Consider the following 26,326-nt stretch of genomic DNA (forward strand, 5'->3'; position numbering starts at 1 on the left):
TCCACCACCGCGTGCCACGTGGGCAACCCGAAGAACGGGCTCCACCCGATCGGGGAGCCCGCCGTCGAGCCTAGGGCATGGCGGTCGGCGTGCCTCGTCCGCGGTCAGCGCTTCGTCTTGGCCGCCGACTTCGGGGAGACGAGCCTGGTCGCGGACCAGTCACCGCTCACCGTGATGTTGGAGGTCTGGGCGAGCCCCGCGGTGGACACGGCCTCGGCGATGTCGCTCGGCTCGACGTGACCGGCTCGCCCGGTCTTGGGCGTCAACACCCAGATCACGCCGTCGTCGGCCAGTGCCGTGGTGGCGTTGATCAAGGCGTCGGCGAGGTCGCCGTCCTCCTCGCGCCACCAGAGCAGGACCACGTCCATGACCTCGTCGGCGTCCTCATCGAGCAGATCACCGCCCACCCGCTCCTCGATCGCGGCACGCAGGTCGTCGTCGACGTCCTCGTCCCAGCCGATCTCCTGGACCACGCTGCCCGGTTCGATCCCGAGCCTGTCGGCGACACCGATCTTGCCGGCGTCTTCCGCGGCGACCACGGCTTCCACTCCTCCAAGTACACAAGAGCGGCAGCCGGGGTACGACTGCCGCGCGATGTCACTACCAGTCGCGGCTAGCGAACACTGTCAGCCCCGCCACGCGCAACCGTAAGGGCCAAGACACGCCGCATCGGGTACCCCCGAGTGCGGTCCCCCGACCGGATGAGGCACGCTCTACATACCTCCTATTCGCGCGCGCGAGAGAAACGATCCAGAGTTACTCACCGGTAGAGGTGACGGGACCGTGACTGTCGGGCGACGATGGGACTGAGAAGACCCCGGAACGAGGAGATCCCTTGGCCCCGCAGAACACCCCCGAGCGGGTACGCGTCATCCGTGACGGTCTGGCCGCCCACCTCCCCGACATCGACCCGGAGGAGACCGCGGAGTGGCTGGAGTCGTTCGACGCCGCGCTCAAGGGCGGCGGGCAGCAGCGCGCCCGCTACCTGATGCTGCGGCTGCTCGAGCGGGCCAGGGAGAGCCACGTCGGTGTCCCCTCGCTGACCAGCACGGACTACGTCAACACCATTCCCACCGAGCGTGAGCCGTGGTTCCCCGGCGACGAGGAGGTGGAGCGCCGCTACCGGGCCTGGATCCGGTGGAACGCGGCGATGACGGTGCACCGCGCGCAGCGGCCCGGCGTCGGCGTCGGCGGTCACATCTCGACCTACGCGTCGTCGGCGAGCCTGTACGAGGTCGGCTTCAACCACTTCTTCCGGGGCAAGGACCACCCCGGCGGCGGTGACCACGTGTTCATCCAGGGTCACGCCTCCCCCGGGGTGTACGCCCGCGCGTTCCTCGAGGGACGCCTGAGCGCCGAGCAGCTCGACGGCTTCCGCCAGGAGTTCTCGCACGCCGGGCCGGGCGGCGGCCTGCCGTCGTACCCGCACCCCAGGCTGATGCCGGACTTCTGGGAGTTCCCCACGGTGTCCATGGGCCTGGGCCCGATGAACGCGATCTACCAGGCGCGGTTCAACCGCTACCTGCACGACCGCGGCATCAAGGACACCTCCGACCAGCACGTCTGGGCGTTCCTCGGCGACGGCGAGATGGACGAGCCGGAGTCGCGCGGCCTGCTGCAGGTGGCGGCCAACGAGCAGCTCGACAACCTGACCTTCGTGGTGAACTGCAACCTGCAGCGCCTCGACGGCCCGGTGCGCGGCAACGGCAAGATCATCCAGGAGCTGGAGGCGTTCTTCCGCGGCGCGGGCTGGAACGTCATCAAGGTCATCTGGGGCCGTGAGTGGGACGCCCTGCTGCACGCCGACCGCGACGGCGCGCTGGTCAACCTGATGAACACCACGCCGGACGGCGACTACCAGACGTACAAGGCCAACGACGGCGCGTACGTCCGGGAGCACTTCTTCGGCCGCGACCCGCGGACGAAGGACCTGGTCACGCCGATGTCCGACGACGAGGTGTGGAACCTCAAGCGCGGCGGCCACGACTACCGCAAGGTCTACGCGGCGTACAAGGCGGCGTCCGAGCACGTCGGCCAGCCGACGGTCATCCTCGCCAAGACCATCAAGGGCTACGGCCTGGGCCCGCACTTCGCGGCGCGCAACGCCACGCACCAGATGAAGAAGATGACCCACGAGGACCTGAAGCTCTTCCGGGACAGCCTGCGCATCCCGATCGAGGACAAGGACCTGGACCCGTACCTGCCGCCGTACTACCACCCCGGCGAGGACTCCCCGGAGATCCAGTACCTGCTCGAGCGGCGCAAGCAGCTCGGCGGGTTCGTGCCGGAGCGGCGGACGAAGTCCAAGGCGCTGGTGCTGCCGGGCGACAAGGTCTACGACGTGATCCGCAAGGGCTCGGGCAAGCAAGAGGTCGCCACCACGATGGCGTTCGTCCGGCTGGTCCGCGACCTGGCCAAGGACCCGGAGATCGGCGGCCGGATCGTGCCGATCATCCCGGACGAGGCGCGCACGTTCGGCATGGACTCGATGTTCCCGGCGCAGAAGATCTACAACCCGAACGGCCAGATGTACACCTCCGTGGACGCCCAGCTGATGCTGGCGTACAAGGAGAGCGAGCAGGGCCAGATCCTGCACGAGGGCATCAACGAGGCCGGGTCGACGGCGTCGTTCACGGCGGCGGGCACGTCCTACGCCACGCACGGCGAACCGATGATCCCGATCTACATCTTCTACTCGATGTTCGGGTTCCAGCGGACCGGTGACGGCCTGTGGGCGGCGGCGGACCAGATGGCGCGAGGTTTCGTGCTGGGCGCCACGGCCGGTCGCACCACGTTGACCGGTGAGGGCCTCCAGCACGCGGACGGGCACTCGCTGCTGCTGGCGCACACCAACCCGGCCGTGGTGGCGTACGACCCGGCGTGGTCGTTCGAGGTGGCGCACATCGTCAAGGACGGTCTGCGGCGGATGTACGGCGAGAACGCCGAGAACATCTTCTACTACATGACCGTCTACAACGAGCCGTACCAGCAGCCGGCCGAGCCCGAGGGCTTGGACGTCGAAGGCCTGCTCAAGGGCCTGTACCGGTACCAGGCGGCGTCGGCGCAGAGCGGCCCCCGGGCCCAGCTGCTGGCGTCCGGCGTGGCGATGCCGTGGGCGGTCCAGGCGCAGAGGATGCTGGCCGAGGAGTGGGGCGTGCAGGCCGACGTGTGGTCGGCGACGTCGTACTCGGAGCTGCGGCGCGAGGCCGTCGAGGTCGACCGGCACAACCTGCTGCACCCCGACCAGGAGCCCCGCGTGCCGTACGTCACGCAGGTGCTGGCCGACGTGGCGGGCCCCGTGGTGGCGGTGTCGGACTGGATGCGCGCGGTGCCGGACCTGATCCGGCCGTACGTGCCGACCGACATGACCACGCTGGGCACCGACGGGTTCGGGTTCTCCGACACCCGGCCGGCGGCGCGGCGGCACTTCCTGGTCGACGCCGAGTCGGTCGTGGTGGCCACGCTGGCGGCGCTGGCCAAGCGCGGCGAGATCCAGCAGTCGCTGGTCGTGCAGGCGGCCCGGAAGTACAAGATCGACGACGTGGGCGCGGCGGGCCCGTCCACCTCGGACGCCGGTCTGGCCTGATCGTCGACCTCGGGGGCGGCACGCGCGGTGACGCGGGTGCCGCCCCCGAGGCGTTTCCGCAGTAATGCGGCCGACCAGCGGAAATCTCCGCTTTCCCGCTGCCGGTTGTGACACACCCCATAGACTTGCCCCACAAACCCGGCGTTCCAACGAGGGGTCGGATGGGGACGCGACCGCTGCACGCGGTGCACCGCACGGTGCTGGTCGTCGACGTGTCCGCGTTCAGCGGCCGCCCGCTGACGCCGCAGAAGGAGATCCGGCTCGGCCTCTACGCGGCGCTGGAGACGGCGTTCGTCGACAACGGGCTGACGTGGTCGGCGGTCGACCACGAGGACCGCGGCGACGGCGTGCTGGTGCTCGTGCCGCCCGACGTGCCCAAGAGCCGGGTGGTCGACGGCGTGCCGCACGCCCTCTTGGGCCAGTTGCGCCGGTACAACGCCACCCGCAACGAGGACGCCCAGATCCGGCTGCGGATGGCGATCACGGCGGGCGAGGTGCTGTACGACGGCGAAGGCGTGGTCGGCGACGAGGTGACGCTGGCGTTCCGGCTGCTCGACGCCGAGCCGCTGCGCGACGCGCTGGACCGCTCGACGGCCTCGTTCGCGCTGATCGTCTCCGACCGGATCTACGCCGACGTGGTGCGGCCCGACCCGGCGATGGACCCGGATTCGTTCCGGCCCGTGCACGCGGACGTCAAGGAGGTGCACGAACGCGCCTGGCTGCACGTGCCGAACGGGTTCACCCCACCGCCGAGGCCGGAGCCGGAGCCGAAGCCGGAGCGGGTGCGCCGCAAGCCGCCGTGGGCCCGGCTGGGGCTGGCCGTGCTGCTGGTCGGTGCGGGTGCGGTGGACGCGTTCGGCGCGCGGCCGCCCGTCGAGCCGCCCTGCCCTCCCCCGATCCAGCTCAACGTGCTGGTCTCGGCGGAGAAGGAGCAGGTCGTCCGGTCGCTCGCGCTGGACCTGGAAGACGACTCCGGTCGGCACAACGCGCAGGGCTGCAAGGAGGTCAACGCGCTGGTGTACACGGGCAAGTCCGACCGGCTGGCGGCCGAGGCGCTGGGCCGGGGCTGGCAGCCGGGCGACCTGACCCTGGTGGACGCCGCCGAACCGCACGTGTGGCTGCCGGACACCTCGGCCGAGGTCACCGCGGTGGAGGAGGCGTTGCGGCAGCGCGAGGACGTGCGGCTGCGCCGCCGCCAGGGGGTGGCGATCTCCCCGGTGGTGCTGGGCGCGTCGGAGGAGCTGGCCGGGCGGATCGCGCCGCCGGACGGCGAGTTCGAGTGGCGTGACGTGCGGCGGCCCGCGGCGGTGGACACGTCTTCGGGCGTCGGGATGGCCGCGGCCGCCGCGCTGCTGTCCGGTGAGCTGGACGAGCTGGACCCGGACGTGCCGAACGCGCTGCGCGAGCTGCGCCGGGTCACCGGCCGCACGACCGGCGACCGGCCGTGCGCGGGCGACGTGGCGCTGGTCGGCTCGGAGCGGGCGGTGGCGCGCACCGAGGGCTGCCGGGTGCTCTACCCGCGCAAGGGCGCGCTCGTGCTGGACCACCCGTTCGTCGAGGTGGAACGGCCCGGTCGGCCCAACCAGCGACGGCAGCGGATCGTGGACCGGTTCCTGGCGCACCTGCTGTCGCCGCAGGCCCAGGACGAGTTCAAGCGGGCCGGTTTCCGGGACCTGGCCTGGAACACGGGCCTGCGGTGGGGTCCCGGCGTGCTGGCGGACCGGCCGCGGACGCTGCCGGTCGAACCGGACGCGAGGCTGGTGCGGCGGGCGTGGGAGACCGCGAGCAGGCCGCGGGTGATCGGTGTGGCCCGGGACGGCTCGCCGGAGGCGAACCTGTTCGCGACGCGGGTGCGGGAGCTGGCCGGCCCGCGCGACCGGGTGGTGGAGCTGCCGATGACCGAGGGCGTGCTCGACGCGGGGGTCGGGCAGGGCGCGCACCTGGTGGTGCTGACGGCGGCGGCACGGATCCCATCGGTGCCGAAGGCCGCCGGCGGTCACGTCCGGGTGGTGGCCGTCGGATTCGCGGAGGGCGCGTGCGCGGCCTCAGCGCCGCTCCACGAGGCCGCACAGGCCAACGGGGGTCCTTGCCTGGAGATCGTCTCCCGGAACGGCTCCGGGGCGACTCAGGGCCAGGAAGACGCCTTGGACGTCATAACGCGTGCCGCATGGGGAGGGTGACGTGATCCGCGTTCTCGTGCCGCTGGTGGTGCTGCTGGCGGCCTGCACGACCCCGGTCCGGGACGACGCGGCGGACGGCACCGGGCCGATCACCTTCGTGGACGGCCTCGACACCACCGCGCACGGCCGGGTCCGCGAGCTGGTCGACCGCTGGAACGAGCAGGCCAGCAGGCGCGAGCAGGTGGTGTTCGTGGAGATGCCGACGTCGACCGACGCCCACCGCGCCCAGTTGACCGCGCGCGGCCAGGACTTGCGGGGCGGGCGGGGCAGCCCGGACTGCTACGACGTGATGGCCGTGGACATGGTGTGGACCGTGCCGTTCGCCGCGGCCGGTCACCTGGAGCCGCTGGACCCGGCCGAGTTCGGCGTCGACCGGATGCTGCCGGAGGCGGTGAACGCGGCCAGGTCCCCGGACGGCCGCACGCTGTGGGCGGTCCCCTGGCGCAGCGACGCCGGGTTGCTCTACTACCGCAAGGACGTGCTCGAGGAGGAAGGGGTCGCCCCGCCGACCACGTGGGAGGAGATGCGGCGGCAGGCGATCGGGATCGCGCCGAAGCACGGCCTGCAGGGCTTCGTCGGCCAGTTCCGGCGCTACGAGGGCCTGATCGTCAACGCGGCCGAGGCCGTGTGGGCGCACGGCGGCGACCTGGAGCGCCTGGACGCCGCCGAGACGAAAGCGGGCGTGCAAGCCCTCGCCGACGGCTTCGCGCAGGGCTGGATCCCGAGCGAGGCCCGCGACTACGACGAGAACGGCTCGCTGGAGGCGTTCCGGTCCGACCGGGCGCTGTTCATGCGCAACTGGCCGTACGCCGGACCGGTGCTGGAGACCGAGGTGTCGAAGGTGGTCGGCGAGTGGGGACGGGTCGCGCTGCCGTGGCCCAGCGCGTTGGGCGGGTGGAACCTGGCCGTGTCGCGGTGCTCGGCGCACCAGCGGACCGCCCGCGAGTTCATCAAGTTCCTCACCCGTGACGACAACCAGCGGCGCATGGGCGAGCTCGCCGGGTGGGCGCCCACCACCCGGGCGCTGTACGAGGAGCCGGGCCTGGTCCCGCGCGAGCTGCGGGACAGCCTGCTCAACGCCCGGATCCGCCGGCCCTCGCCGCACTACGACGAGCTGACCGGCGTGATGCAGGAGAGCCTGCACCACGTGCTGGAGAACCCGGACTCGGTCGACCAGTCGCTGGGCCGACTCGCGGACGACCTCGTCCGGGCCGCCGAGGGGCGTTAGGAGGTCGGCGCCGTGACCCGGCCGGTGGTCTGCTTGGCGGCCCGGTTCCAGTCGATCCAGCCGCGGATCACCAGGACGGCGAAGACGGTGTAGACGGCGGCGCTGAACCACAGGCCGGATTGGATCTGCAGCGGCACGCCGATCGCGTCCACCACGAGCCAGACCAGCCAGAACTCGACCAGGCCGAACCCCTGGAGGGTGAAGGCGAGGACGGTGCCGACGAAGATCGCGGCGTCCGGCCACGGCGCCCACGAGGCGTCCAGGGCGTCGAGCAGGGACGCGAACGCGACCGTGCCGAGGAGGAAGGCCGCGACCACCGCGATGCGCTCCTTCGCGGTGCCCTTGCGGACCACCACGCCGAACACCGGGTCACGCCGGCGCGTCCACGCCCACCAGCCGTAGAGGGTGATCAGCGCGATCACGACCTGGCGCGCCGCCGTGCCGCCGAGCTGCGCGGACATGTAGACCACGAACAGCAGCGTGACCGAGACCAGCTGCACGGGCCACGTCCAGAGCGAGCGTTTCTGCGCCAGGTACACCACCACCAGCGCGAAGACCTGCCCGATGAACTCGGCCCAGGAGACCTTCTGCCCGAACACCGTGAAGCCCTGCTGCATCAAGACGTGCACCGCGTCCTCCATCCCCGACAGGCGTCTCCGGGGCATGGCGGGCCAACGGCATGCGCGCCTCCCATCCGGACTTTCACCGTCGGCCCCGGAGTTCCACCGGGTCAACCGCCCTGGCGGGCGGGTCGCGGGCTGTCACCGCCGGTTCGGAGTTCCACCGAGCCCCGGAGCGCATGTCTCTCATCGCGTCGGAACATCATCGCGCGCGGAACTGTTCCTGGGGTGACCGAACGCACATCGGGCACGATCCGAGAAGCCGCGTCCTCGTGGTCACCTCGACTTCAGCCCCGGTACACCGGCGGGCAGTAGCTTCCGCCGAATGCGAATCCTGCTCATGGCCGCGGTGGTGCCGCTGCTCATCGCCTCCTCCCCCGGACCCGACGCGGTCGTGCCGGTCACCCAGACCCGCGCGTTCGTCGACGACGCCTCCGGGACCCCGGCCAACGCCGACGCCGACGACCCGGCGGTGTGGGTGCACCCGCGATCGGCGCGGCAGAGCGTCGTGCTCGGCACGCTGAAGGAAGGCGGCCTGGCCGCGTTCGACCTGACCGGCCGCACCCTGGGCACGTACCCGGCGCCCGCGCCGCCGACGCCGGAGGCCAAGCCGGGCCGGTTCAACAACGTCGACGTGCTGAGCCGGGTGCCGGTCGGCGGGCGGTCGCGCGACCTGGCGTTCGTCAGCGACCGCGGCCGGGACCGCGTCCGGGTCTACGAGCTCGACGGTCGCGGTGCGGCGGCGGGCTCGGCGGTCGTGCGCGACGTGACCGACCCGGGCGCGCGGCCGGTGTTCTCCTCGTCGGAGGAGGAAGTGGACGACCAGCACACCGCGTACGGGCTGGCGGCCGGGTTCGTCGGCCGCACGCCGGTGGTCGTGACGAACCGGCGCAACGAGACCAGGGTGGCGCTGCTGCGCGTGACGCCCGGTCCGGCCGGCTCGGTCGGCACGGCCGTGGTGTCCACGCTCGACCTGCCGTCGTCGTTCCCGCTGCCCGACGGCACGACGTGGACGCCGTGCGGCGAGCCGGGCGAAGGGCCGCAGCTGGAGGGCATGGTGGTCGACTCCCGGCACGGCGTGCTGTACGCCGCGCAGGAGGACGTCGGCATCTGGCGCGTGCCGCTGCGGGCGACCGGGTTCGGCACGCCCGCGCTGATCGACAAGGTTCGCTCGTTCGGGGTACCGCAGAGCTACGACCCGGAGACGGAGGAGTGCTCGGTGTCGGGCGCGGACCCCGGTTTCGGCGGCCGGCACCTGACCGCCGACGCCGAGGGGCTGACCGTCGGCGACGGCTACCTGATCGCGTCCAGCCAGGGTGACTCGCGGTTCGTGGCCTACGAGCGGACCGGCCGCAACCGCTACGTCGGCGAGTTCGTGGTGGGCGCCGGCCGGGGCAACGACTCGGTCGAGCACTCCGACGGCGCGCACCTGGTGACCGCCGACCTCGGGCCCGCCTACCCGAAGGGCCTGCTGGTGGTGCACGACGGTGAGCGCACGCCGGCCGCGGGCGACCTGGCGACCACCGGGTTCGCGTACGTGAGCTGGGCGGACGTGCTGGACGAGCTGGGCTGACCCGCGCACGCCGACAGGCCCCCGCCCGGTGCTCCGGGTCGGGGGCCTGTCGCGACGGTCGTCGTAGGGGTGTCAGCGCCCTTCGGTGTGCGGCGGCAACGGCATGCCCGCGGGCGGGGTCGGCGGGTCCACCGGCGCCTGCCGTGCCGCCCGGGTGCCGGCCGTCACCGGCTCCTGCGCCCGGCTCGTCACGGTGTCCTGCGACTGCCGGGGCGCGGGCGTGATGTGCGCGGACTCCTCCTGGATGCGGTTGAGCCAGCCCTCCCAGCGCTGCTGCATCGGCCGGACCAGGCCGCCGCCGACGCCGATCACGATCACGCCCGCGATCGTGGCCAGCACCGTGATCAGCACCGGCATGGTGACCGCGACGGCGATGCCGAGCTGGTTGAGCGCGGCGATGACGCCCAGCGCCACGATGAAGCCGTACGTGATGCCGCCCAGCATGCGCGTGTACGGCCGGTTGCCCAGCGCGCCGGTGACCAGGCCGCGCAGTGCCTTGCCGATCGCGGCGGCCACGAGCACCAGGACGAGCGCCACGGCGATGCGCGGCAGGTACGCGATGACGTCGTTGAGCAGGGCGCTCACCGCGTTGCCGGTGCCGAACACGCCGAACGCGAGCTGGAGGGCGATCAGCAGCACGAAGTAGTAGACCAGCTTGACGATGAGCCCGGAGGCGTCGATCGGGGACTTCGCCATCGCGCCGGACAGCCCGGACCGCTCCACGAGCCGGTCGAAGCCGACCCGCTTGAGCAGGAACCCGACGGCCTTGCTGAGCGCCTTGGCGATGATCCACCCGATGAGCAGCACGACCAGGAAGCCGAGGAGTTTCGGCACGAACGTGGCCACCATCGTCCACGCCTGCCCGAGTCCTTCGGTGATCTGGGTACCCACGACGACCCTCCTTCGCGTTTGCGCTTGTGCCGGGATCGTTTCTCAGCCCGAATCACCCGGCAACCTGAAGTGGTGGCACGAAAGGGTGACTGACGTGGCGGTTCCCGCGTCGGCAGTCCAGAGTGGAGTCACCGGTGGGGACCGGGGAGAGGGAAACGCCCGGCGCGAGGTTCTCGCGCCGGGCGTTTTCGCGTCGGTGGTCGGGGCCGCGGTGCCTACGACCGGGCGGACAGGCCTCGGCCGTCCAGGTAGGTCCGCACGTGCTCGGGGGTGCTCGCCTGGTTCACGTCGGGCCGCGGGTCGCCGGGGCAGTACGAGCTGCTGGCGGGCAGGATGCCGTCGACCAGGTACCGGTTGACGGCCCGGTCCACGCACGCGTTGCCGCTGCCGTAGAGGCCGTGCTTGCCCTCGTCCCGCACGGTGACCAGGTTGTGCCTGAGCCGTTCCGCCATGGCCGGGCCGCCCTCGTACTGCGTCTGGGTGTCGCCCTCCGCCTGCACGATCACGCCCACGGGGTAGCCCTCGCGCTTGAGCGCCACGGCGGGCTCCGGCGGGGTGAAGCTGCGGAACGCGCACGTGGTCGGAGCCGCGCGCATGACGCCGAAGCCGTACGGGTAGCGGTCGCGGAAGACGCGCATGTCCTCGTAGTAGGTCTCCAGGTCGGTCGGCCAGTCGACCTCGCACGTGACCGTGTTGAACACGCCGGAGATCAGGTCGTCCTCCGCCGCGCCGGACATCAGCGCGCCGGCCGTGGACGGCGCGCCGGACTGGAGCTGGGTCACGGCCACCGCGAGGTCCGCCCACAGTGGACGGTAGCGCGCGCCGACGCCGACGGCCGCGTCGAAGCGCGTGCGGGTCGCGTCGCCGACCGGCTTCGCCGCGAGGGCCGTCGCCACCGACTCGACCGTCCCCATGACGGCGTCGGGGGTCGCGCCCAGCTTGAACCGGTCGTGGTGCTGGGCGGCCCAGTTCGACCACGCGTCCACGTTGCGCCGGTGGGCCACCGCCTGCGCGCGGAACTGCTCGCGCCAGACCCACTCGGGGTGCACGGCCGAGTCGAGCACGCTGCGGTCCAGCCCGCCCGGGAACAGGCTGCCGTACACCGCGCCCAGGTACGTGCCGTAGGAGTAGCCCAGGTAGTTGAGCTTCTCCTCGCCCAGCACGGCCCGCACCACGTCGAGGTCGCGCGCGGTGTTGGCGGTGCTGATGAACGGCCGGATGCCGCCCGCCGAGCGGTGGCAGGCGTCCTCGGCGGCCTGCGCCTCGGCGGCCCACCTGGGGAACTCCGAATCAGCCGGTCGGGTGTCGACCGTGGCCAGTTCCGGTACCGTGCGGCAGGTCAGCGCGGTCGAGCCGCCGACGCCGCGCGGGTCGAACCCGATCAGGTCGTAGACCTTGGCGAGCTCACTGCCCGCCAGGAACGTCGGCATGCCCAGGCCCGAGCCGCCCGGCCCGCCGGGGTTGAGCACCAGGATACCGCGCCGCCGTGCCGGTTCCGCGGCCTTCTTCCGGCTGATGACCAGCGATATCCGTTCCGCCGACGGCCGCGCGTAGTCCAGTGGCAGCACCAGTTCGGCGCACTCGAGCGCCTGCTTGCACGGCGACCAGGCGAGCTGCTGCGTGTGGAACTCGGCCAGCGGATCGCTGCGCGCCGCTCCGAGCGACGGGACGACCGCCGTCGCCAGCACGGCGCCGACCGCCAGCGCGACTGACATGTACCTGCGCACTAGACCCTCCCGAACGAGCCGGTCAGAACGCAACCGACGGTAAGGGGATCGGCGCGGAGCGTCAGGGGTTGTCACTCGTTGGTGTCGGCCCTGCGGGCCCGTGCGATCGTGGGGCCATGACCAGCTCAACCGCGTTGTCGCGGGCCACCTTGCGAACGCTGCAACGGGCGTCGGGCGACCTGGCCGCGGCGAGCGTGGCCGAGATGGAGGAACGCCTGCCGTGGTTCCGGCGGATGCCCGCCGACCAGCGGGCCGGGGTGCTGCTGCTGATCCAGAACGGCGTCGCCGGGTTCGTGTCCTGGCTGCACGACCCGCAGCAGGCGATCCGGTTGACCGCCGAGGCGTTCCGCTCCGCGCCCAAGGACATCTCGCGGTGGGTGAGCCTGCGCCAGACCGTCGAGCTGGTGCGGATCGCGCTGGAGCTGTTCGAGCAGTTGCTGCCGAAGCTGGCCGAGAACGAGGCCGAGCGCGCGTTGCTGACCGAGGGCGTGCTGCGGTACGGGCGGGAGATCGCGTTCTCCGCGGCCACGTCCTACGCGGCGGCGGCCGAGGCGCGCGGCGCGTGGGACGCCCGGTTGGAGGCGCTGGTCGTGGACGGCATCGTGCGTGGCGACGCGGAGGAGTCGTTGCTGTCGCGGGCCACCGCGCTGGGCTGGGACCCGGCGGCCGAGGCGACCGTGCTGGTGGGCAACCCGCCGTCGGACGACCCGCCGGCGGTGGTGTTCGAGGTGCGCAGCCGGGCGGCCCGGATCGGGCGGCCGGTGCTGCTGAGCGTGCAGGGCTCCCGGCTGGTCGTGGTGCTGGGCGGGGAGACGGAGCGGGGCGAGGCGCTGGTGCGGATGTCCGACGCGTTCGGGCCGGGCGCGGTGGTGGCCGGCCCGACGGTGACCAGCCTGGCCGAGGCGCACCGCAGTGCCGGTGACGCGCTGTCCGGGTTGCGCGCGGTGGTGGGGTGGCCCGCCGCGCCGCGGCCGGTGCGGTCGCTCGACCTGCTGCCGGAGCGGGCGCTGGCGGGCGACCCGGAGGCCGAGTGGCAGCTGGTGGACCGGGTGGCCCGGCCGCTGGAGGACGCGGGCGGCTCGCTGCTGGAGACGGTGGACGCGTTCCTGGAAGTCGGGGGCGTGCTGGAGGCGTGCGCGCGGAAGCTGTTCGTGCACCCGAACACCGTCCGCTACCGGCTCAAGCGGGCCACCGAGCTCACCGGGCGCAACGCCAACGACCCCCGTGACGCTCTGGTGTTGAGGGTGGCGCTCTCCGTGGGCAGGCTGGCCCGCGCGCGCGGACTGTGGTGACCCAGCGGACGACCCCCGTCCGGGTGTGACGGACGACGCATATCCGATTTGGGTCGGGATCGACAACACGCGACGTCGTTCTACGTTCATCTACGAGTCACATTTGTAGAGACCCTACAACGCTGGGACCTGGGTTTCGTCTGTGGCGACATCCCCGGAACCGGCCGCGAGCGTGTTCAGTGAGCGGGTGATCGCGCTCCTCGCCCCCGGACAGGGGTCTCAGACACCCGGCATGCTGACCCCCTGGCTCGAAGTCGAGGGGGCCGCCGAGCGCGTCGCCGCGTGGTCCGAGGCGACCGGTCTCGACCTGGCCCGGCTGGGCACCACGGCGGACGCGGACGAGATCAAGGACACCGCCGTCACGCAGCCGCTGGTGGTCGCGCTGGCCCTGCTGGCCTACGAGGAGCTGCGCCGCCGGGTCGAGCTGCCCGCCGACACCGTCGTGGCAGGCCACTCCGTCGGCGAGCTGGCCGCCGCCGCCATCGCGGGCGTGCTGAGCACCGACGACGCCGTGGCGCTCGCCGCCGTGCGCGGTGCCGAGATGGCCGCCGCCTGCGCGTTGACGCCGACCGGCATGGCCGCGGTGCTCGGCGGCGAGGAGGACGAGGTGCTGGCCCGGCTCGACGAGCTCGGCCTGGTCGGCGCGAACCGCAACGGCGCGGGCCAGGTCGTGGCCGCGGGTCCGGTGGACGCGCTGGAGCGACTGGTCGAGCAGCCGCCCGGGCGGGCGAAGATCCGGACGCTGAAGGTCGCGGGCGCGTTCCACACCCGGTTCATGGCGCCCGCCGAGGACGCGCTGCGCGCCCGTGCCGCCGGGATCGTGGTGAAGGACGCCGCGCTGCCGCTGCTGTCCAACGCCGACGGCGCGGTGGTCTCCGACGGCGACGACGTGCTCAGCCGGCTGATCTCCCAGGTGACCCGCCCCGTGCGGTGGGACGCCTGCCAGGCAACCCTCGCCGGCCACGGCGTGACCGCGGTGGTCGAACTGCCGCCCGCGGGCGCGTTGACCGGCCTGGCCAAGCGCGAACTGAAGGGCACACCCACCTTGGGCCTCAAGACCCCCGACCAGCTCGACCAGGTCGTCGACCTGATCACCGCCGCCCCGGCGGAGGTGGCCGAGTGACCACCTTCTCGGTCCCCACCGGCCCGGTCGGCACCCGCATCCTCGGCCTGGGCAGCTACCAGCCCGAGACGATCGTGAGCAACCACGACCTGAGCCTGCGCATGGACACCTCCGACGAGTGGATCCGCGACCGGGTCGGCATCGCCAACCGCCGCGTGGCCAAGCCGGACGAGCTGCTGGTCGACATGGCGGTCGAGGCGGGCGCCAAGGCCGTCGCCGACGCCGGGCTCGCACCGTCGGACATCGGCGCGGTCATCGTGGCCACCTGCACCATGCCGTCCCAGATCCCCAACGCGGCCGCCCAGGTCGCCGACCGGATCGGGGTCAAGGGCGCGCCCGCGTTCGACCTGAACGCCGCGTGCGCCGGGTTCTGCTACGCCCTCGGCACCGCCTCCGACCTGGTCCGGGCGGGCACCGCGAAGCACGTGCTGGTCATCGGCGCGGAGAAGCTGACCGACTGGGTGGACGGCGACGACCGGTCCACCGCGATCATCTTCGCCGACGGCGCGGGCGCGGCGGTCGTCGGTCCGTCCGACGAGCCGGGCATCGGCCCGGTGTCGTGGGGCAGCGCGGGCGACCTGGTGGACATGATCCACGTCAGGGACCGCCAGTCGTTCATCTTCCAGGAGGGCCAGTCGGTCTTCCGGTGGGCGACCACGCAGATCGCGCCGATCGCGCTCAAGGCGATCGAGCTGGCCGGCCTGGAGGTGTCCGATGTGGACGTCTTCGTGCCGCACCAGGCGAACCTGCGCATCGTCGAGGCCATCGCGAAGCGCTTGCGCGCCAAGGGTGCGCGTGAAGACCTCGTGATCGCTCGTGACATCGTGGACTCCGGCAACACCTCGTCCGCTTCGATCCCCCTCGCGCTGGACCACATGCGCGCGGCGGGAGAGGTGCGCAGCGGTGACGTGGCGCTGCTCGTCGGCTTCGGAGCCGGCCTGTCCTACGCGGGACAGGTCGTCCGGCTGCCGTGACCGCAATCCGAGACTCTGGTGGGACCACCCAGCCGGCGAAGCAAGAAGGAAGGGATTTTCAGTGAGCAACGAGGACATCCAGAAGGGGCTCGCCGAGATCGTCGAGGAGGTCGCCGGTGTCGAGGCGGCCGACGTGACGGCTGACAAGTCCTTTGTGGACGACCTGGACATCGACTCGCTGTCCATGGTGGAGATCGCCGTGCAGGCCGAGGACAAGTTCGGCGTGAAGATCCCGGACGACGAGCTGGCCAACCTCAAGACCGTGGGCGATGCGGTCAACTACATCGCCAGCAACGCATGACCAGTAGCAACGACGTCGTCGTCACCGGGCTGGGTGCCACCACCCCGCTCGGTGGCGATGTCGCCTCCACCTGGGACGCCCTCCTGACCGGCCGCAGCGGCGTGCGCACGCTGACGGCCGACTTCGTGGAGCGCTTCGAACTGCCGGTGAAGATCGGCGCGCCGCTCGCGGTCGAGCCGACCGAGGTGCTGCCGCGCGTCGAGGCGCGCCGGCTGGACCGCTGCGAGCAGGTCGCGGTGGTCGCTGCCCGCCAGGCTTGGGCGGACGCCGGGTTCGGTGACGACGACGTCGACCCCGAGCGGCTCGGCGTCGTGGTGGGCACTGGCATCGGCGGCGCGATGACGCTGCTGGACCAGGACGACCTCATCGAGGCGTCCGGCCTGCGCAAGGTCTCGCCGCTGACCGTGCCGATGCTCATGCCGAACGGCCCCGCCGCGCACGTCGGCCTCGACCTCAAGGCACGCGCGGGCGTGCACGCGCCGGTGTCGGCCTGCGCGTCCGGCGCCGAGGCGCTGGCCTGGGCGTACCGGATGCTGAAGTCCGGCGAGGCGGACGTGGTCGTGGCCGGTGGCGCGGAAGCGTGCATCACCACCATCACCATGGCGGGCTTCATCCAGGCCCGGACCATGAGCACCCGCAACGACGACCCGGAACGCGCGTCGCGCCCGTTCGACGTCAACCGGGACGGCTTCGTGCTCGGCGAGGGCGCCGGGATCCTGGTGCTGGAGCGCGAGGACTTCGCCCGCGCCCGCGGTGCCCGGATCTACGGCAAGCTCGCGGGCATCGGCACCAGCTCCGACGGCCACCACATCACCGCGGCGGACCCGGAGGGCATCGGCCAGTCCCGGGCCATCGCGAAGGCGATCCGCGTCGCGGGCGTCGACCCGGCCGACGTCGGCCACGTCAACTGCCACGCCACGTCCACCCCGGTGGGCGACGTGATCGAGCCGCAGGCCGTGCGCCGCGCGATCGGCGACCACCCGGTGCTGACCGCGCCGAAGGGCAACCACGGCCACCTGCTCGGCGCCTCGGGCGCGGTGGAGGCGATCACCACGCTGCTGTCGGTCCGCGACGGCATCGTGCCGCCGACGCTGAACCTGGAGAACCAGGACCCGAAGGTGCAGCTGGAGGTCGTCACCGGCGAGCCGCGCAAGATCGACCTGGTCGCCGCGGTGAACAACTCGTTCGGGTTCGGCGGCCACAACGTCTCGCTCGTCTTCACCCAGGCCTGACGTCATTCGTCTCACGAGGAGCCTTTCGCGATGACTGCCCTTGCGTCCCGACCGGCGAACCCGGGTGCGGACGGCGACACCGATCCGCGCGACCCGGAGGTCCGGCTCGCGCAACTGCTCGACCCCGGGTCCATCGCGCCGTTGCGATCCCGTGACGGCAGCGGCATGTTCGCCGTGCGCGGCCGGATCAACGGCGCGAAGGTCGTCGCCTACTGCAGCGACGCCACGCGGATGGGCGGTGCGCTCGGTTCCGAGGGGTGCAGGCACATCGTGGAGGCGATCGACACCGCGGTGCGCGAGCGCACACCGGTGATCGGCGTCTGGCACTCCGGCGGCGCGCGGCTGCCGGAGGGCGTGGAGTCCCTGGACGGCATGGGCCAGATGTTCGCCGCGATGATCCGGGCGTCCGGCCGGGTGCCGCAGATCTCCGTGGTGGTCGGCCCGGCGGCGGGCGGCGGTGCGTACGGCCCGGCGCTGACCGACGTGGTGATCATGGCTCCGGCCGGCAAGGTCTTCGTGACCGGGCCGGACGTCGTGCGGTCGGTGACCGGCGAGCAGATCGACATGGACGGCCTGGGCGGCGCGGAGGCGCACGGGCGCAAGTCCGGTGTCGTGCACGTGATCGCGGACGACGAGCCCGACGCCTACCAGCGGGCGCGGCGGATCACCGGGCTGTTCGCCCAGCCCGGCGTGTTCGACCTGCACTCGGTGCCCGACGGCGACGACCTGCGGGCGTTGCTGCCGGAGCAGCCGCAGCGGGCCTACGACGTCAAGCCGCTGGTGCGGGCGATCCTGGACGAGGACGCGTTCGAGGAGCTGCAGGCGAAGTGGGCGCCGAACATCGTGGTCGGCCTCGGCCGGCTCGGTGGGCGCACGGTGGGCGTGATCGCGAACAACCCGATCCGCAAGGGCGGGTGCCTGGACTCGCTGTCGGCGGAGAAGGCGGCGCGGTTCGTGCGGATGTGCGACGCGTTCGGCGTGCCGCTGCTCGTGCTGGTGGACGTGCCGGGGTACCTGCCGGGCGTCGGTCAGGAGTGGGACGGCGTGGTGCGGCGGGGCGCGAAGCTGCTGCACGCGTTCGGCGAGGCCGTCGTGCCGAGGGTGACCTTGGTGACGCGCAAGTCGTACGGCGGCGCCTACATCGCGATGAACTCGCGTTCGCTGGGTGCGACGGCGGTGTTCGCGTGGCCGATCGCCGAGGTGGCCGTGATGGGCGCCAAGGCCGCGGTCGGCATCCTGCACCGCAAGAAGCTGGCGGCGGTGCCGGACGAGGAGCGGGAGGCGTTGCACGCGAAGCTCGTCGAGGAGCACGAGCGGATCGCGGGCGGCGTGGAGCGGGCGATCGCGATCGGCGTGGTGGACGAGGTCGTCGAGCCGACGCAGACGCGGCGCAAGCTGGCGCAGGCGCTCGCGGCGGCCCCGGCGGGTCGGGGCGCGCACGGCAACATCCCGCTGTAGCGGGTCGGGTTCTCGGTGGGGTCGCCAGGTCGGGGGGCGACCCCACCGTGGTGTTCCGAGCGTTGAACTCAGGGGACCTGAACGTAGGACTCACGGGACCTGAGCGTTCGACACTCGGGTCAGCAGGGGGTGAAGCGGGAGGTCGAGCCGCCGGGGGACGAGTCGATGCGCAGCGCGCCGCGTTCCTCTTGGATCGGGTAGACGACGCGCCAGTGGATGCAGTCGGACTGGAGTTCGGCCGGTGCCTTCGCGACGTCCTGCGTGCTGGTGAACGTCATCATCACCCGCAGCCTGGTCGGCGTGACCGACTCGATCCGGTGCACCAGGATCGAACCGTCCTTCGAGCTCTCGTAGTCCGCCAGCCACTCGGTCTCCGACGTGCCCTGCACCCGGTGCGCGGTCACGGTCTTGGTCCACTCGTCGTAGTCGTGGGTGTTGATGGCGTCGAAGAACTGCTGGAGCACCTCGCGCACGCGTTGGCCGTCGGGGTGCTGCGCCGCGTCGACGCTCAGCTGCACCGCACCGCTGCCCGGCTGGGCGCTGCGGGGCACCGAAGCGGACGACCCCGTGACCGGCGCGGCGACCTGGTCGCCCTGGGCCACCGCGGGCCGTTGGTAGACCTCGCGGGCCAGCACGCCCACCCCCGCCGTGGCGGCGGCGACGAGGAGCACGGCGGGCAGCAGCAGGCGCGCGGACACCCCTGGAGGGTGCCACAGCCGCCGTACGCGCGGGTAATCACCCGGACGGTGCAGCGGTGGACCCGCAGAGTGCGGTTTGGCCCGCCCGGCATAACCACTGACAATGGCTTCCGCGCGCCGCGCGTCACCTTTGCCCGAGATATCGGGTGACCGCTGCCCCGATAACGGGGAACAGTGCCCTGACCACCTCTTTCGACACAGTCCGTGACGGTTCCCGCAAAACAGCGGTGAATCACCGAACGCGCAGGTCGGCACGCTCGAACACGAAGAACGATCGCGTTTCGTTTAGCCTGGTCGAGTGACTGCTATCCGCACTGGCGTGTCGCCAAACCTCGCGATCGGGTGACTTCTGGCGCCTTATACCCACCTGCAGTGCAAATCCGAGCGTTGCTCAATCCCACGATCGGACGTCAACACCCCCCGAAATGGTGGATTGGCTTCTCCGCCGTTGCCGTGCGGGAATATGCCGGTCGGCCAACTCGCAAGGAGGCGAAAACCCCGTGGACCTCCGCTATGAGGCCTACTGCTTCGCGGACCGTCTGTTCTACGACGTGCAAAGCCACGCGGAAACCGCCGAAGACGATTTCTCGCAGGTGCTCCCCGCGTTGCCGGACGGCTGGACCCAAGGCGACCGCAACATCTGGCGGCACGTCCACCCGGACGGCGTGGTGCTGCCCAAGCAGGGCTGGAAGGTGCACGTCTCGGCCACCGTGCTGAACGCGGGCGAGGTGCTGCGGAAGTCGTACGAGTACCTGATCGCGCGCCGGATCCCGTTCAAATACCTGCGCACCCAGTCCATCGTGCTGGCGCGCAACTCGAAGTACGCGCCGCGTGAAGGCAGCGGGAAGCTCATCACCATCTACCCCGCCGACGACGCGGAGCTGGAATCGACGCTCGTCGAGTTGTCGGAGATCCTCAAGGGCTTCTCGGGGGCGTACATCCTCAGCGACCTCCGCTACGGTGCCGGACCGCTGTTCGTCCGCTACGGCGGTTTCGTCGAGCAGTGGCTGGAGCGGGACGGCAAGCGCGTGCTGGCCATCGAGGGCCCGGACGGCGCGCTCGTGCCCGACCAGCGCAAGCCGACGTTCTGGGTGCCGGACTGGGTGAAGCTGCCGGCGTGCCTGGAGGAGCACCTGGCCGCGCGGCGCACCGGTGACGCCGACGCGTTCCCGTACCGGGTCGTGCAGTCGCTGCACTTCTCGAACGGCGGTGGCGTGTACGAGGCGGTCCGCAAGGCCGACGACAGACCGGTCGTGCTCAAGGAGGCCAGACCCCACGCCGGGCTCGACCGCGACAACGTCGACGCGGTGGCCCGGTTGCGCCGCGAGCACGCGATGCTGAGCAAGGTGGCCGGCGTGCCCGGCGTCCCCGAGGTGCACGAGCACTTCACCGCGTGGGAGCACGAGTTCGTCGCCATGTCGCGGGTGTCGGGCCGCCCGCTGGGCCAGTGGCTGGGCAACAACTACCCGCTGACCCACCACGAGGTCACCGACGAGGAGATCACCGCCTACACCCAGCGGGCGCTCGAACTGGTCGCCGAGGTCGAGCGGATCGTGCACGCCGTGCACGAGCGCGGTGTCGTGTTCTGCGACCTGCACCCGCTCAACATCCTGGTGGACGACGACGACGCGGTGTCGCTGATCGACTTCGAGCTGGCGTTCGCCGTCGAGGAGAACGGCAAGCCCACGCTCGGCTCCCCCGGCTTCCAGGCGCCTCCGGACCGCACCGGCTTCGAGATCGACGAGCACGCGCTGGCCGCCGTGCGCCTCTACGTCTTCCTGCCGCTCAACGCCGTGATCGACCTGGCGCCGTCGAAGCTGCGCTCGCACGTGGACTTCATCCAGCGGCGGTTCGGCCTGCCCGACGAGTACTGCGCGAAGATCCTCGACGTCCTGACCCGGCGTGACGTGCCCGCCGGACACACGACCACCGCGCTGGACGTGCCCGAACCGGACTGGCAGGTGGTGCGCAAGTCGATCGCGGCGGGCATCCTGGCCAGCGCCACGCCCCACCGCGAGGACCGGCTGTTCCCCGGCGACGTCGAGCAGTTCGAGGTCGGGGGCACCGGGTTCGGCTACGGCGCGGCGGGCGTGTTGCACGCACTGCACGTGACCGGCATGGGCCGCTACCCCGAGCACGAGCAGTGGCTGCTGGACGCGGTGCGCCGCGAGCCGCCGAAGGAGCCCGGCTTCTTCACCGGCGCGCACGGCATCGCCCACGTGCTGGAGAACTTCGGCCACCACGACCTGGCCGAGGAGCTGGTCCGCTCCTACGCCCAGGTGCTGCCCGACACCCGTGACCACGGCCTGAGCGCGGGACTGGCGGGCATCGGCCTGAACCTGCTGCACTTCGCCGGCACCCGTGCGGACGACACGTACGCCACGCAGGCGCTGGAACTGGGCGAACGGCTCGGCACCGCGCTCGCGGACGCCGAGCCGCCCGGCCCGAAGGCCCGCGCGGGCTTCGAGCACGGCTGGTCGGGACCGGCGCTGCTGTTCCTGCGCCTGTTCCAGCACACCGACGACCGCCGCTGGCTCGACCTGGGCGCCCGCGCCCTGGAGCGGGACCTCGCCGAGACGATGACCGCGCTGGACGGCTCGACGCAGGTCCGCGACGGCAACTTCCGCACGCTGCCCTACGTCGGCGTCGGCAGCGCGGGCATCGCCCTGGTGCTCAACGAGTTCCGCCTGGCCGCGCCGGACCTGCCGGTGGTCGAACGGCTGCCGGAGCTCGTCGGCGGCACGACCGGCGAGTTCGTGATCCAACCGGCGCTGATGCTCGGCCGGGCCGGTCTGCTCGCCACCCTGGCCCACGCGAACGGCCCCCGACACGCGATCGACCGGCACCTGGCCGCCCTGTCCTGGCACGCCGTGCCCTACCAGGAAGGCCTGGCGTTCCCCGGCATCCAGTTGCGTCGGCTCTCCATGGACGTCGACACCGGCAGCGCGGGCGTGCTGCTGGCGCTCGGCGCCGCCCTGGACGGCACACCCGTGTTGCCGTTCCTCACAGCCCCGGCCCTTCCGGACCGGTAGCAGTAACCCTTTCCAATCCCCCGAATTGAGGAGTCACGATGGACTTCATCCTCGACCTGCAGGACCTCGAGACCCCCGAGGCCCAGGCCAACGCGATGGCGACCGGCGGCAGCAGCGGCGGTGGCGGCAGCACCACGGCGTCCAACGCCTCCCTGCTGCTCCCCTGCAGCCACTCCACCGTCAGCCTGGTCCTCTGCTGACACTCGCAACACCGGTCCGGGTGAGCGGCGCAGTCGAAGTGCGCCGCTCACCCGGTTCTCTTTTCGGTTGCCGCTGCCGCGCAGTCGGCGGCGAGGCCATCGCGACCTCGCAGGGCCATGATGCGCCGGAGGGCGGCAATAGACCTAGGAGTCCCAGATCGTGGTGCTGTCCACCGTCATCCGGCGTGACCTGCGGTGGGTGCTGCTGGCGCTGAACGCGCTGCCCGCCACCGCCGCCGGGCTGCTCCTGCCGACCGCGCTGGCCTCCGCCGTCGACATGGCCCTGGACGGGCGGCTCGACGCGCCGACCGTGTGGTGGCTGGTCGGGCTCGCGGGCGTGGAAGTGCTCGGTGACGCGATCGGCGTGGTGCTGGCGGCGGCGATCACCGCACGTGGCGCGGCGTGGCTGCGCGGACGGCTGACCTCCCACCTGCTCGCGCTGGGCCACCCGGCGCGGTTCGAGGCCGGTGACGCGGTGAGCCGGCTGACCGGTGACAGCGCGATCGCGGGCGGCGTCTCGGTGCTCGCGGTGAACCTCGGCATCTCGGTGGTCACGGCGGTCGGCGCGATCACCGCGTTGGCGCTGCTGGACTGGCGGCTGGCCGTGGTGTTCCTGCTGAGCGTGCCGCTGGCCGCGCTGCTGGTGCGCTCGCACCTGCGCTTGACCGCCGCCGACGTGGCGACCTACCAAGAGGTGTCCGGGGAGTTGTCCGCGCGCTTGGTCGACGCCGTCGGCGGCCTGCGCACCATCGCCGCCTCCGGTCGTGCCGACCAGGAGGCGGAACGCGTCCTGCGCCCGTTGCCCCGCCTGACCGCCGCCGGTGTCGGCATGTGGCGCACGCAGGCGCGGATGATCTGGCGGGCCGGCCTGCTGCTGCCCGCCGTGGAGCTGGCCGTCCTGACCGCCGCCGGCTTCGGCGTGGTCGCGGGCCGGCTCAGCGTCGGCGACGTGCTGGCCGCCCTGGGCTACGTCGCCCTCGGGATGACCGTGGTGGGACAGACCACGCTCCTGACGGCCTTGCAACGCGCGCGGGCGTCCGCTCGCCGACTGGAAGAAGTCCTCACCACGCCCCTGCCCGCACAGGCCGCGCCCGGCTACACCGACCGGGGCCGGATCGAGCTGACCGGCGTGACCGTGCCGGACGCGCTGCACGACGTCGACCTGACCGTGCCCGCCGGGGCGTTCGTCGCGGTGGTGGGCCGTTCCGGCGCGGGCAAGTCGGCGCTGGCCTCGGTCATCGGCGGACTGGTGCGGCCGTCGTCGGGCGAGGTGCGCCGCGGCGGCTCCGTCGGCTACGCGTTCGAACGTCCCGCCCTGGTGGGCACGACCGTCGCCGACGCCGTCCGCTACGGCACCGCACTGCCCCGGACCGACGTCGAAGCGGCCTGCCGCGCCGCCCAGGTGCACGACGTGGTCGTCCGGCTCCCGGAGGGCTACGACACCCCGATGTCCACCGCGCCGATGTCCGGCGGCGAAGCGCAACGGCTCGGCCTGGCCAGGGCGTTCGTCCGCGACCCGGCCATCCTCGTGCTCGACGACGCCACCGCCAGCCTCGACATGGTCACCGAGGCCACGGTGGAACGCGCGGTCGAGTCCGCGCTGCCCGGCCGCACCCGCGTGGTCGTCACCCACCGCGCCGCCACCGCCCGTCGCGCCGACTTCGTCGTCTGGCTGGACGACGGGCGGGTGCGCGCGACCGGACCGCACCACGACCTCTGGCACGACGACGAGTACCGGGCGGTGTTCGGCTGATGACCTACCTGCGGGCGTTGCGCGACCAGCGGCGCGGCATCGCGGTCCTGCTCGGCTGGTCGGTCCTGGAAGGCGTGCCGGCGCTGCTGTCGGGCCGGTTGGTCGGCTTGGCCGTGGACCGGGGTTTCGCCGCCGGCCGCCCGTGGACCGGCGTGGCCTGGCTCCTGCTCTTCGCCGCCGTCGCCGTCCTCGGCGGCTTCGGCCTGCGCCAGGTCTTCATGCGCCTGGGCGCGGTGGTCGAGCCCCTCCGCGACGCGCTCGTCCGCCAGATCGTGCGCGGCGTCCTGCACGCCGGCTCGCAGACCCGCCAACCGGACGCGAGCGCCGTCGCCCGGATCACCCGCCACGTCGAGGTCGTCCGCGACGCCACCGCCGGCGTCCTCGTGCAAGCCAGGGCCCTGCTCGTCACCACGACCGCCGCCCTCGTCGGCCTCGCCGCCACGGTTTCCTCCTTGGCGTGGCTGGTGATCCTGCCCGTGGTGGCCGCGCTGATCCTGTTCGGCCTCCTCCTGCCGTCGCTCGCACGCGGCCAGCGCCGCCTCGTGCTGGCCGACGAACAAGCCGCCTCCGTCGCCGGCACGGTGTTCCTGGGCGTCCGCGACGTCACCGCCGTGGGCGGCACCGACCACGCCGTGCGTGACGTCATGATCGAGGTCGACCACCAGGCCTCGGCCACCGTCAGGATGGCGTTCGCCACCGCGCTGCGCGGCGTCGTCATCGCCCTGGGCGGCTTCGCCCCGCTGGTGCTGTTGCTGCTCATCGCCCCCGGCATGGTGCGGGCGGGCACGTTGACCGTCGGCGAGGTCCTCGGTGCCGTGGTCTACCTGAGCACCAGCGTCCAACCCGCGCTGCGCCGCCTCGCGGACACCACCAGCACCGTCGTGCTGCGCCTCGTGGTCGCCCTCCGCCGGCTGGCCGAAGCCGCACCACCGATCCGCGAACCCGACGGCGACGCCACGCCCACCGGCACCGACCTCGAACTGCGTGCCGTCACGTTCGGCTGGAGCCCCACCGCCGAACCGGTCGTCCGCAACCTGGACCTGACCCTCCCAGCGGGCTCCCACCTGGCCGTCGTGGGCCCCAGCGGCATCGGCAAGTCCACCCTGGCCGGCTTGATCACCGGCCTGGTCGACCCGCGGTCCGGCGAGATCCTCCTCGGCGGCACCCCGGTCCGCTCCGTCGCGCCCGACCACCGCCACCACCGCATCGCCCTGGTCCCCCAGGAGACCTACCTCTTCACGGGCACCGTCCGCGAGAACCTGTCCCTCTTCGCCCCGGACGCCTCCGACGCCACCCTGCTCCGAGCCGCCGCCGCCGTGGGCGCCTCCGACCTGCTCACCAAACTGGGCGGTCTCTCCGGCACCATCGGCCACTCCGCCGCCGGCCTCTCCGCCGGCGAGGCCCAACTCCTCACCGCCGCCCGCGTCTACACCTCACCGGCCGAGATCGTGGTCCTGGACGAGGCCACCTCCGCCCTGGACCCCGCCGCCGAAGCCGTCGTGGAACAAGCCTTCGCCGCCCGCAACGGCACCCTGATCGTCATCGCCCACCGACTCTCCTCCGCACTGCGAGCCGACCGAGTCCTCCTCATGGACGGAGGCCCACCCCTCCTTGGCCGCCACCAGGACCTCCTCACCACCTCCCCCCTCTACCGCGACCTGATGGCCGCCTGGCAACAACCACCCACCCCCACCGCCCCCTCCCCCGCGCCCGTCGGACCCGCCACCAGCCCACGAGGCTCGATGTGACATGGGTCGGGGCCGCCCGCCTGAACGTTGAACTCGGGGGTCCCGGACGTAGGACTCTCGGGACCTGAGCGTTCGACACTCGGGACCTGAGCGTTCGACACGCGCGGGAGGGGGGGAGGGCTGGTCAGCCCACGCGGTGCAGCCAGGTGACCGGTGCGCCGTCACCCGCCCGCCGGAACGGTTCCAGGGCGTCGTCCCAAGCCGCGCCGAGGATCTCGTCCACGCCGTGCGCGAACGACTCACCACCCCTGCTGCGCGCCGCCAACGCCCGGAGCTGGTCCTCCGACACGACGATGTCGCCGTTCGCGCTGGTACGCGCGTGCCACAACCCCAGCACGGGCGCGAAGCAGTACCTCACGCCGTCCACGCCCGGACTCGGGTCTTCCGTCACCTCGAACCTGAGCATCGGCCACGCCCGGAGCGCGGACACGAGTCTGGCACCGGTGCCGGCGTCGCCGGTCCAGTTGCATTCGGCGCGCAACTGACCTGGCGCCGCGGGTTGCGCCGCCCACTTGAGGTCCGCTCGCTCACCGAGGGTGCCCGAGATCGCCCACTCGACGTGCGGACAGACCGCAGACGGCGACGAGTGGACGTAGACCACGCCACTGCTGCTGCCACGGGTGCTCACAGCTGACCTCCGCTACTCGACGAGGGACGTCTTCCCCTACGACCTCTCGATGGACGCGGACGATCTTGTGAATTCCCGACTT

The 26,326-nt window shown here is 72.2% G+C and carries 20 protein-coding genes and 1 riboswitch; of the genes, 14 read left to right on the top strand and 6 right to left on the bottom strand.

Annotated elements, in window-relative coordinates; genetic code table 11:
- Window positions 1-104 precede the first annotated feature (104 nt).
- A complete protein-coding gene (locus FHX81_RS13470) occupies window positions 105-539 on the bottom strand; it encodes a DUF3052 domain-containing protein (protein ID WP_141978388.1) in 435 nt (144 codons plus the stop codon).
- A gap of 296 nt (window positions 540-835) precedes the next feature.
- Between FHX81_RS13470 and aceE the strand changes: the two genes are divergently transcribed.
- From aceE to FHX81_RS13485, 3 genes are all read left to right on the top strand, one after another.
- Window positions 836-3,586, top strand: a complete 2,751-nt coding sequence (gene aceE / locus FHX81_RS13475) for a pyruvate dehydrogenase (acetyl-transferring), homodimeric type (protein ID WP_141978390.1) — start codon at window positions 836-838, stop codon at window positions 3,584-3,586.
- A 161-nt stretch (window positions 3,587-3,747) separates the two neighbouring features.
- A complete protein-coding gene (locus FHX81_RS13480; RefSeq protein WP_141978392.1) occupies window positions 3,748-5,766 on the top strand; it encodes a substrate-binding domain-containing protein in 2,019 nt (672 codons plus the stop codon).
- A gap of 1 nt (window position 5,767) precedes the next feature.
- Entirely contained in the window at window positions 5,768-6,994 is a 1,227-nt protein-coding gene (locus FHX81_RS13485; RefSeq protein ID WP_141978394.1) for an extracellular solute-binding protein, read from the top strand.
- Here FHX81_RS13485 and pnuC read toward each other — a convergent pair.
- Complete coding sequence (pnuC, locus tag FHX81_RS13490; RefSeq protein ID WP_141978396.1) at window positions 6,991-7,623, bottom strand: nicotinamide riboside transporter PnuC; 633 nt, start codon at window positions 7,621-7,623, stop codon at window positions 6,991-6,993. The genes FHX81_RS13485 and pnuC overlap by 4 nt on opposite strands.
- A 49-nt stretch (window positions 7,624-7,672) precedes the next feature.
- Window positions 7,673-7,796, bottom strand: a riboswitch (FMN riboswitch).
- Window positions 7,797-7,939: 143 nt separating this feature from the next.
- On the opposite strand from pnuC, the gene FHX81_RS13495 reads away from it, so the two are divergent.
- Window positions 7,940-9,187 (top strand): phytase, encoded by a 1,248-nt coding sequence (locus FHX81_RS13495; protein ID WP_246107797.1) that lies wholly within the window; start codon window positions 7,940-7,942, stop codon window positions 9,185-9,187.
- A 72-nt stretch (window positions 9,188-9,259) separates the two neighbouring features.
- On the opposite strand, the gene FHX81_RS13500 is transcribed toward FHX81_RS13495, so the two are convergent.
- Window positions 9,260-10,078, bottom strand: coding sequence for a mechanosensitive ion channel family protein (locus FHX81_RS13500; protein WP_141978398.1), 819 nt, complete (start codon window positions 10,076-10,078; stop codon window positions 9,260-9,262).
- 215 nt (window positions 10,079-10,293) lie between these two features.
- Window positions 10,294-11,793 carry an alpha/beta hydrolase gene (locus FHX81_RS13505; protein ID WP_141978400.1) on the bottom strand — a complete coding sequence of 500 codons (1,500 nt, stop codon included), beginning with the start codon at window positions 11,791-11,793 and terminating at the stop codon, window positions 10,294-10,296.
- A gap of 128 nt (window positions 11,794-11,921) precedes the next feature.
- Here FHX81_RS13505 and FHX81_RS13510 point away from each other — a divergent pair, with 128 nt between their 5' ends.
- The 6 genes from FHX81_RS13510 (at window position 11,922) to FHX81_RS13535 (ending at window position 18,185) form a co-directional block, all read left to right on the top strand.
- The gene (locus tag FHX81_RS13510) at window positions 11,922-13,097 is read left to right on the top strand and encodes a PucR family transcriptional regulator (protein WP_141978402.1); all 1,176 of its coding nucleotides are present in this window, start codon (window positions 11,922-11,924) and stop codon (window positions 13,095-13,097) included.
- Between the two features lie 172 nt (window positions 13,098-13,269).
- A complete protein-coding gene (locus FHX81_RS13515; protein ID WP_141983921.1) occupies window positions 13,270-14,220 on the top strand; it encodes an ACP S-malonyltransferase in 951 nt (316 codons plus the stop codon).
- Window positions 14,217-15,194, top strand: coding sequence for a beta-ketoacyl-ACP synthase III (locus FHX81_RS13520; RefSeq protein ID WP_141978404.1), 978 nt, complete (start codon window positions 14,217-14,219; stop codon window positions 15,192-15,194). The genes FHX81_RS13515 and FHX81_RS13520 overlap by 4 nt, the downstream gene beginning before the upstream one ends.
- Window positions 15,195-15,255: 61 nt before the next feature.
- Window positions 15,256-15,495, top strand: a complete 240-nt coding sequence (locus tag FHX81_RS13525) for an acyl carrier protein (protein WP_053720023.1) — start codon at window positions 15,256-15,258, stop codon at window positions 15,493-15,495.
- Complete coding sequence (locus FHX81_RS13530) at window positions 15,492-16,727, top strand: beta-ketoacyl-[acyl-carrier-protein] synthase family protein (RefSeq protein ID WP_141978406.1); 1,236 nt, start codon at window positions 15,492-15,494, stop codon at window positions 16,725-16,727. Before FHX81_RS13525 ends, FHX81_RS13530 begins: the two co-directional genes overlap by 4 nt.
- A 30-nt stretch (window positions 16,728-16,757) precedes the next feature.
- Entirely contained in the window at window positions 16,758-18,185 is a 1,428-nt protein-coding gene (locus FHX81_RS13535; RefSeq protein ID WP_141978408.1) for an acyl-CoA carboxylase subunit beta, read from the top strand.
- A 119-nt stretch (window positions 18,186-18,304) separates the two neighbouring features.
- Here FHX81_RS13535 and FHX81_RS13540 read toward each other — a convergent pair whose 3' ends face one another.
- On the bottom strand, window positions 18,305-18,883 hold the full coding sequence (locus tag FHX81_RS13540) for a hypothetical protein (RefSeq protein WP_141978410.1): 579 nt from the start codon (window positions 18,881-18,883) through the stop codon (window positions 18,305-18,307).
- Window positions 18,884-19,383: 500 nt separating this feature from the next.
- Between FHX81_RS13540 and lanKC the strand changes: the two genes are divergently transcribed.
- The 4 genes from lanKC to FHX81_RS13560 all read left to right on the top strand — a co-directional run bounded on the left by lanKC (window position 19,384) and on the right by FHX81_RS13560 (window position 25,616).
- The gene (lanKC, locus tag FHX81_RS13545) at window positions 19,384-21,915 is read left to right on the top strand and encodes a class III lanthionine synthetase LanKC (RefSeq protein ID WP_141978412.1); all 2,532 of its coding nucleotides are present in this window, start codon (window positions 19,384-19,386) and stop codon (window positions 21,913-21,915) included.
- Between the two features lie 38 nt (window positions 21,916-21,953).
- Window positions 21,954-22,115 (top strand): SapB/AmfS family lanthipeptide, encoded by a 162-nt coding sequence (locus FHX81_RS13550; protein ID WP_141978414.1) that lies wholly within the window; start codon window positions 21,954-21,956, stop codon window positions 22,113-22,115.
- Between the two features lie 160 nt (window positions 22,116-22,275).
- A complete protein-coding gene (locus FHX81_RS13555) occupies window positions 22,276-23,868 on the top strand; it encodes an ABC transporter ATP-binding protein (RefSeq protein WP_141978416.1) in 1,593 nt (530 codons plus the stop codon).
- Window positions 23,868-25,616 (top strand): ABC transporter ATP-binding protein, encoded by a 1,749-nt coding sequence (locus FHX81_RS13560; RefSeq protein ID WP_141978418.1) that lies wholly within the window; start codon window positions 23,868-23,870, stop codon window positions 25,614-25,616. Before FHX81_RS13555 ends, FHX81_RS13560 begins: the two co-directional genes overlap by 1 nt.
- A 124-nt stretch (window positions 25,617-25,740) precedes the next feature.
- Here FHX81_RS13560 and FHX81_RS13565 read toward each other — a convergent pair whose 3' ends face one another.
- Complete coding sequence (locus tag FHX81_RS13565) at window positions 25,741-26,244, bottom strand: DUF3145 domain-containing protein (RefSeq protein WP_123743506.1); 504 nt, start codon at window positions 26,242-26,244, stop codon at window positions 25,741-25,743.
- Window positions 26,245-26,326: the final 82 nt, after the last annotated feature.

The organism is Saccharothrix saharensis (assembly GCF_006716745.1).
Classification (GTDB): Bacteria; Actinomycetota; Actinomycetes; order Mycobacteriales; family Pseudonocardiaceae; genus Actinosynnema; species Actinosynnema saharense.